Source organism: Niveibacterium microcysteis (assembly GCF_017161445.1).
In the GTDB taxonomy this organism is placed as follows: Bacteria; Pseudomonadota; Gammaproteobacteria; order Burkholderiales; family Rhodocyclaceae; genus Niveibacterium; species Niveibacterium microcysteis.
In genome coordinates this window covers 20,914-28,397 of sequence record NZ_CP071061.1, presented here as the reverse complement: position 1 = coordinate 28,397, position 7,484 = coordinate 20,914, and the positions used below count along the sequence as shown (strand labels likewise).

At 63.7% G+C, this 7,484-nt stretch carries 5 protein-coding genes and 4 pseudogenes; all 9 read left to right on the top strand.

The annotated features are described in order from the left end of the window. Nucleotides 1-617, top strand: a 617-nt coding sequence (locus JY500_RS22060; protein WP_206256575.1) for a segregation and condensation protein A, incomplete at its 5' end; no start/stop codon positions are given. Nucleotides 618-714: 97 nt separating this feature from the next. Further along, nucleotides 715-1,220, top strand: a pseudogene (gene scpB / locus JY500_RS22055) (SMC-Scp complex subunit ScpB). Beyond that, nucleotides 1,174-2,025, top strand: a pseudogene (gene rluB, locus JY500_RS22265) (23S rRNA pseudouridine(2605) synthase RluB); the annotation flags it as partial. The pseudogenes scpB and rluB, both read left to right, overlap by 47 nt. 681 nt (nucleotides 2,026-2,706) lie before the next feature. Continuing rightward, entirely contained in the window at nucleotides 2,707-3,135 is a 429-nt protein-coding gene (gene rimP / locus JY500_RS22045; protein WP_206255170.1) for a ribosome maturation factor RimP, read from the top strand. Between the two features lie 21 nt (nucleotides 3,136-3,156). After that, nucleotides 3,157-4,628, top strand: a pseudogene (gene nusA, locus JY500_RS22040) (transcription termination factor NusA). A 19-nt stretch (nucleotides 4,629-4,647) separates the two neighbouring features. Then, a complete protein-coding gene (locus tag JY500_RS22510; protein WP_425493215.1) occupies nucleotides 4,648-5,808 on the top strand; it encodes a translation initiation factor IF-2 associated domain-containing protein in 1,161 nt (386 codons plus the stop codon). A gap of 348 nt (nucleotides 5,809-6,156) precedes the next feature. Then, nucleotides 6,157-6,627, top strand: coding sequence for a GTP-binding protein (locus JY500_RS22505; protein ID WP_425493217.1), 471 nt, complete (start codon nucleotides 6,157-6,159; stop codon nucleotides 6,625-6,627). Continuing rightward, nucleotides 6,546-7,069: pseudogene (locus JY500_RS22500) on the top strand (translation initiation factor IF-2); the annotation flags it as partial. The gene JY500_RS22505 and the pseudogene JY500_RS22500, both read left to right, overlap by 82 nt. A gap of 54 nt (nucleotides 7,070-7,123) precedes the next feature. Next, nucleotides 7,124-7,462 carry an EF-Tu/IF-2/RF-3 family GTPase gene (locus JY500_RS22495; RefSeq protein WP_425493216.1) on the top strand — a complete coding sequence of 113 codons (339 nt, stop codon included), beginning with the start codon at nucleotides 7,124-7,126 and terminating at the stop codon, nucleotides 7,460-7,462. Nucleotides 7,463-7,484 lie beyond the last annotated feature (22 nt).

Here is a 7,484-nt window from a genome sequence, read left to right as displayed (position 1 = left end):
CGATGGCGCCGCTGACGGCGCAGTACCTGAAGTACGTCGAGGCAATGCGCCGCAGCAACCTTGAGCTTGCGGCCGAGTATCTGCTGATCGCCGCGATGCTGCTCGAGATCAAGTCCCGCATGCTGCTGCCGCGGCCTGCCCAGGCGGAAGCGGAGGAGGCCGACCCGCGTGCCGAACTCGTGCGCCGGCTGCTCGAATACGAACAGATGAAGATCGCCGGCGCACGACTCGATGCACTGCCGCGGGTGGAGCGCGATTACGAATGGGTCACCGTGTGGGTGGCCGAAAAGGTGGCGGAACGTTTGCCTGAAGTGAGCCTGCACGATCTGCAGGTCGCCTGGCTGGGTCTCGTGCGTAAGGCGAAGCTGACCCGTCACCACACGATCCAGCGTGAGGAACTCTCGGTTCGCGAACGGATGACCGCCATCCTGCGCCAGCTCGGCGGTGGCCAATTCCAACCCTTCGTCGAGTTGTTCGATTTGACGGCGGGCGTGCCGATGCTGGTTGTCAGCTTCCTTGCCGTGCTGGAACTGGTGAAGGAGCGCCTGGTTGTTGTCAGCCAGGTTGCACCTCTGGAGCCGATTTATGTCAGACTTAACACCTCGGATGCCGACTGAAGCTGGCATTCCGGTGCAAGCCGAAGATTCGATAGACTTCGAATTTGCCTTGCGCGTGCTGGAAGCTGCCCTTCTGGCAGCCGCCGAGCCGCTTGCAATGGCCGAGCTGCGCAGGCTCTTCGATGAGCAGTTGGATGCGGATCTGATTCGCCGCCTGCTCGAAACCCTGCGTGAGCGCTGGAATGATCGCGGCGCCGAACTAGCCCAACTGTCGACCGGATGGCGTTTCCGTACTCGTGCGGAGTACCAGCCCTACCTCGATCGGTTGCGCGAACAGAAACCGCCGAATATTCGCGTGCTGTTCTGGAGACCCTGGCGATCATCGCCTACCGTCAGCCGGTCACGCGAGGCGATATTGAAGATATTCGCGGCGTTGCCGTCTCTCCGAACGTGTTGAAAACGCTGGAATCGCGCGGATGGGTCGATGTTGTCGGCCATCGCGACACCCCGGGGCGCCCGGGCCTGTACGCCACCACGCGACGCTTCCTGGATGAACTTGGCCTGCGCAGCCTCACCGAGCTGCCGCCTCTGGCCGAAATTGAAAAGGTGATGGATCTTGTCGATACCGCAACGCAAACCGCGCCCGCAGCAGCGGCGGAATAGCAACGCACCCGCGCCTGGCCGCCGTGGCCGTGGCGTCAAGGCGCAGGCTGAGGCCTACGAGCCGCAGCGACTGCACAAACTGCTCGCTGAAGCCGGCTACGGTTCGCGGCGCGAACTCGAAGAGTGGATCATCGCCGGCCGCGTCAGCGTGAATGGCCTGCCCGCAGGGCTCGGTCAGAAGATCGGCCCGGGCGATCGGATCAAGATCAACGGCAAGTTGGTGAACATCCGTTTCACCGAACGCGCGCCGCGTGTGCTGATGTACCACAAGCCGGAGGGCGAGATCGTCAGTCGCGACGATCCGGAAGGCCGTCCCACGGTCTTCGAGCGCCTGCCGGTGCTCAATCGCGGGCGCTGGATCGCGATCGGCCGACTCGACTTCAATACCTCCGGCCTGTTGCTTTTCACCAGCAACGGCGATCTGGCCAACCGCATGATGCATCCGCGCTACGAACTCGAGCGCGAATACGCAGTGCGCGTGATTGGCGAGCTGACCGAAGAACAACAAGCCACGCTGACGACGGGCGTCGCCCTTGAAGACGGCGAAGCGCGTTTCAACTCGCTGCACGATGGCGGCGGCGAGGGCAGCAACCACTGGTATCGCGTCACGATCTCCGAAGGTCGCAATCGCGAAGTGCGTCGCATGTTTGAATCGGTTGGGCTGACGGTGAGCCGGCTGATGCGTGTTCGCTATGGCCCGGTCCAGCTTCCGCGTCAGCTCAAGCGCGGCGCCTGGACTGAGATGTCCGACGCCGATGTGCGTGCGTTGATGGCGGCGCTGCCGGAGGATGTCGAGCCTGAATCGCCGTTTGCAGAGCCGGACGAGCATCAGCTTGAGGTCGATCTGGAGGCGGAAGACGCCGAGGCTTGGGCCAAGGCGCAGCGCCTGGCCGTCCCCGGCGTGCGCCCGCTCAATCCTGGCGGCGCCCCGCGTGGCGATCGCGCGCCCGGTCGTGGCGCGCCGCAAGGCGGTCGTCGCCGTGGCGGCGATGGTGGCCCACGCCCGCAAGGCGGTGGTCCGCGTCCGCAAGGTGGGCAAGGGCCGCGCCCGCAGGGCGGCAAGGGGCCCCGTCCGCCACGCGGTGCACGTCCGGTCGAGGCAGGTCAGCCCGGTGAAGTCGGGCGTGCTGATGCGCCGGTTGATGGCGTGAGGCCGGAGCAGGGCGCTGAGCCGCGCCGCCCGAAGCGCCCGAACAAACCAAGGAAGCCGCAAGGCGGGCCGCGCCCGCCGCGTCCCGAAGGCGCGCCCGCCCCGCAGGATGGGGCTGCGCCGCGTCCGGAAGGTGAAGCCGGCGCACGCAAGCGCCCAGCTGGTCGTGGCCGTCGGCCGCGCAAGCCGCCGGTTGCCGAGTAAACGCATTTACGTGGCACGCCAGGTCTGCTAAACTCTCGCCGGTTATACGATCTGGCGGCCGCATTGCTTTGGGCCGCGATTGTTGTTTTTTGATGAGTGGGCATTGCGCCCACTTTTTGTTTGTAGCGGCGCATGGATCTGAAACTGCTGATTGAAAAGACGGCCGAGGGCCTGGGTTTCGAGGTGATCGACATCGAGTCGTCGCCCCGTGGCCGGCTTCTGCGCGTGTTCATCGACAAGCCTGAGGGCATTACCGTCGAGGATTGCGCAACCGTCAGCAACCAACTGACCCGTCTGTTCGAGGTCGAGAACATCGACTACGACCGGCTGGAAGTCTCATCGCCCGGGCTTGATCGCCCGCTGACCAAGCTGGCGCATTTCGAGCGCTTCGCTGGCGAGGAAGTCCAGCTGCGCGTGCGGATCCCAGTCGCCAATCAACGCAATTTCAGCGGCACCCTGAGAGGGGTCGACGGCGAGACCGTGATCCTTGAGACCGCAACCGGCGAGCAGCGCTTCGCATTCGACGATGTCGAGCGTGCGCGGATCGTTCCCAAGTTTTGAGAGATTTGAGGGGTTGATGCAATGAGCCGCGAGGTTTTGCTGCTTGTCGATGCGCTGTCGCGCGAGAAGAACGTCTCCAAGGAGATCGTTTTCCAGGCGCTTGAGTCGGCGCTGGCTTCGGCCACCAAAAAGCGCATTCACGACGACGCCGATGTGCGTGTCACGATCGACCGCGAGACGGGCGCTCACGAAGCGTTCCGCCGTTGGCTGGTGCTGCCGGACGCCGAAGTGACGAACGATGAGGCCGAGATGGGCATCATCGATGCACGCGAGCAGTTCGAGGACATCCAGGTTGGCGAGTACGTCGAAGAACCGCTCGAGCCGATCGACTTCGGCCGTATCGGTGCGCAGGCGGCCAAGCAGGTGATCCTGCAGCGCATCCGCGACGCCGAACGCGAGCAGATCCTGAATGACTTCCTCGAGCGCGGCGAGCATCTCGTCACCGGCAACATTAAGCGCATGGAGCGTGGCAACGCGATCGTCGAAGTCGGCCGCCTCGAAGCAGTTCTGCCCAAGGACCAGATGGTGCCGAAGGAGAACCTTCGCGTGGGCGACCGTACGCGCGCCTATCTGAAGGAAATCGCCCGTGGCGCCCGCGGTCCGCAACTGATCCTGTCGCGCACCGCGCCGGAGTTCGTCACCAAGCTGTTCGAGCTTGAAGTGCCGGAGATGGAAGACGGCCTCCTCGAAATCAAGGGCCTGCGCACGTGATGCTGGTATGCGTTCCAAGATCGCGGTCAAGGCCAACGATGCCCGCATCGATCCGATCGGCACTTGCGTCGGCCTGCGTGGTTCGCGGGTTACCGCGGTGCGCAATGAGCTCGGTGGCGAGAACATCGATATCGTGTTGTGGTCAGCCGACCCCGCGGAATTTGTGATCAAGGCGCTGGCGCCGGCCGAAGTGTCGTCGATCGTGGTCGACGAAGAAGCTCATGCGATGGATGTGGTGGTCGATGAGAGCAATCTCGCGATCGCGATCGGCCGCGGCGGCCAGAACGTCAAGCTCGCGTCCGAGCTGACGGGCTGGCAGATCAACCTGATGACGGTGGAAGAGAGCACGCAGAAGAGCGAGGCCGAGCGCGGCCGTCTGCGTAGCGCATTCACTGAGAAACTCGATGTGGACGACGAAGTCGCCGACATCCTGATTGACGAAGGCTTCACCTCTTGAGGAAATCGCCTACGTCCCCCTTTCTGAAATGCTGGAAATCGAAGCCTTTGACGAAGAGACGGTTAACGAACTGCGGACACGTGCCCGCAACGTTCTGCTGACCGAAGCCATCGTCAGCGAGGAGCAACTCGAGCATGTCGCTGAAGACTTGCTGGCACTCGAAGGCATGGACAAGCCGCTCGCCGCCAAACTGGCGCGTGCCGGCGTTAAAACCCGCGACGATCTCGCTGACCTTGCCGTCGACGAGCTGACCGAGATTGCGGGTATCACCGAAGAAAGTGCCAAGGACCTGATTACCAAGGCCCGTGCGCACTGGTTCGAGTAAGACGGAGGTTGTTTCGTATATGGCAGAAATGAGCGTGGCGCAGTTCGCCAGCGAGCTGAGGATGCCTGCATCCGTCTTGCTTGAGCAGTTGCAAAAGGCCGGTGTTGCAAAGTCGGGCGAAAACGATGGAGTGAGCGAAGCCGACAAGGCGCGCTTGCTGGACTATCTGCGTCGCTCTCATGGAGAAACGGCTCCGAAAGCCAAGATCACGCTGACGCGCAAGCAGACGTCCGAGATCAAGGCTTCTGATGCCACTGGCAAGGCACGGACGATTCAGGTCGAGGTGCGCAAGAAGCGCGTTTTCGTCAAGCGTGATCCTTCGGAGCTGCTTGCCGAAGGTGCGCAGCCGGAAGGCGAAGAGGCGCTCGATCACCACGAGGAAGATCTTTCGACGCTTCCCGAGGTCGTCGCGGAAGCTGCCCCTGTGGCGGCCGAACCCGAAGTGCAGGTGGCTCCCGAGCCCGAACCCGAGCCGGTCGTCGAAGTGGCGCCCGAACCCGAGCCGGAGCCCGTGCCTGAGCCGGAACCCCAGCCAGAGCCCGAACCTGAGCCGGTCGCAGCGCCCGTCGTTGAGGCTGCTGTTGAGACCGCTCCTGCTGCCGAGCCTGCGCCTGAAGCCGCTCCTGCGGCGCCGCGTTCGATCCTTGACATGCTGTCGCCCGAAGAGCGCGCGGCTCGCGAACGCGAAGCACGCCGTGCGTCGGAGCTTGCCCGCATTCAGGCTGAAGAGCTGCGCTTGAAGCAGGCACGCGAAGCGCGCAAGAAGGCTGATGAAGAGGCTGCGCGTCAGCGCGCCATCGAGGCTGCTGAGAAGGCGCGTCAACCGGCTGCGCCGGCCGCTGCAGCTGCGGCGCCTGCCGGCAAGTCCGGCACCCTGCACAAGCCCGTCAAGGCTGAGGGCGCGAAGGAAGAGAAGAAGGGCCCGGCCAAGAAGGGCGACCGTGAGGACGATTCCAAGCGTCGCCAGATCAAGACGCGTGGCGACACCGGCGGCGGAGCCGCTGGATGGCGTGGTGCGCGTGGCGGCGGCCGTCATGCAAGGACAACCGTCAGCAGGACACCAACTTCCAGGCACCGACCGAGCCGATCGTGCGCGAAGTGCATGTGCCGGAAACCATCTCGCTGGCTGACCTCGCCCACAAGATGGCAATCAAGGCGACCGAGCTCATCAAGCAGATGATGAAGCTGGGTCAGATGGTGACGATCAACCAGGTGCTGGACCAGGAAACGGCGATGATCCTCGTCGAGGAAATGGGGCACCAGGCGATCGCCGCCAAGCTCGACGATCCTGAGGCGCTGCTCGACGATTCGCAGAGCAAGGATGCTGAGCAACTGCCGCGCGCGCCGGTCGTGACCGTCATGGGCCACGTCGACCACGGCAAGACCTCGCTACTCGACTACATCGTCGCGCCAAGGTTGCGTCGGGTGAAGCCGGCGGGATCACGCAGCATATCGGCGCCTACCACGTCGAAACGGACCGCGGCATGGTCACCTTCCTCGATACCCGGGTCACGAGGCGTTTACCGCCATGCGTGCGCGTGGTGCCAAGGCGACCGACATCGTGATTCTGGTGGTGGCTGCCGACGACGGCGTGATGCCGCAGACGAAGGAGGCGATCCACCACGCGAAGGCAGCTGGTGTGCCGATCGTCGTTGCGATCAACAAGATGGACAAGCCCGATGCACACCCGGACCGCGTCAAGCAGGAACTGGTCGCCGAAGGCGTCGTGCCGGAAGAGTACGGTGGCGACTCGCCGTTCATCCCGGTGTCGGCCAAGACCGGCATGGGCATCGACGACCTGCTCGAGAACCTGCTGCTGCAGGCCGAAGTGCTCGAATTGACCGCCGCCGAGAAGGCGCCGGCCAAGGGTCTCATCATCGAAGCGCGCCTCGACAAGGGCGTGGTCCGGTTGCGACCATGCTGGTTCAGAGCGGCACGCTCAAGCGCGGCGACGTGTCTTGGCGGGGGCGACGTTCGGCAAGATCCGCGCGATGCTTGATGAGAACGCAAGCCGATCAACGAGGCGGGCCCGTCGATCCCGGTCGAGATTCTTGGCTGTCGGACGTTCCGGCTGCGGGCGACGATGCCATGGCGCTGGCCGACGAGCGTAAGGCGCGCGAAATCGCACTGTTCCGTCAGGGCAAGTTCCGCGATGTGAAGCTCGCCAAGCAGCAGGCTGCGAAGCTGGAGAACATGTTCGAGCAGATGAAGGAAGGCGAAATCAAGTCGCTGCCCCTCATCATCAAGGCGGACGTGCAGGGTTCGCAGGAAGCCTTGGTGCATGCGCTTACCAAGCTTTCGACCGATGAAGTTCGGGTGCAGGTCATCCACGCTGCCGTCGGTGGCATCACCGAGAGCGACATCAACCTCGCACAAGCCTCGAAGCGGTGGTTATCGGCTTCAATACCCGGGCCGACGCTGGCGCGCGGAAGACGGCCGAGGCGTTCGACGTTGATATCCGCTACTACAACATCATCTACGACGCTGTGGATGACGTGAAGGCAGCGCTGTCGGGCATGTTGGCGCCTGAGCGTCGCGAGCAGATCATCGGTACCGTGGAGATCCGCCAGGTCTTCCGCATCTCGAAGGTCGGTGCGGTGGCCGGTTGCTATGTGCTGGACGGCAACGTCAAGCGCCATGCCCGCGTCCGCGTGCTGCGCAACAACGTGGTGGTGCACGACGGCGAACTGGAGTCGCTGAAGCGCTTCAAGGACGACGTGAAGGAAGTGAAGTTCGGCTTCGAATGCGGCCTGCAGATCAAGAACTTCAACGACATCATGGAAGGCGATCACCTGGAAGTGTACGAAATCCAGGAAATCGCACGGACGCTCTGATCCGCGTCGCGGTGAAGCGCCA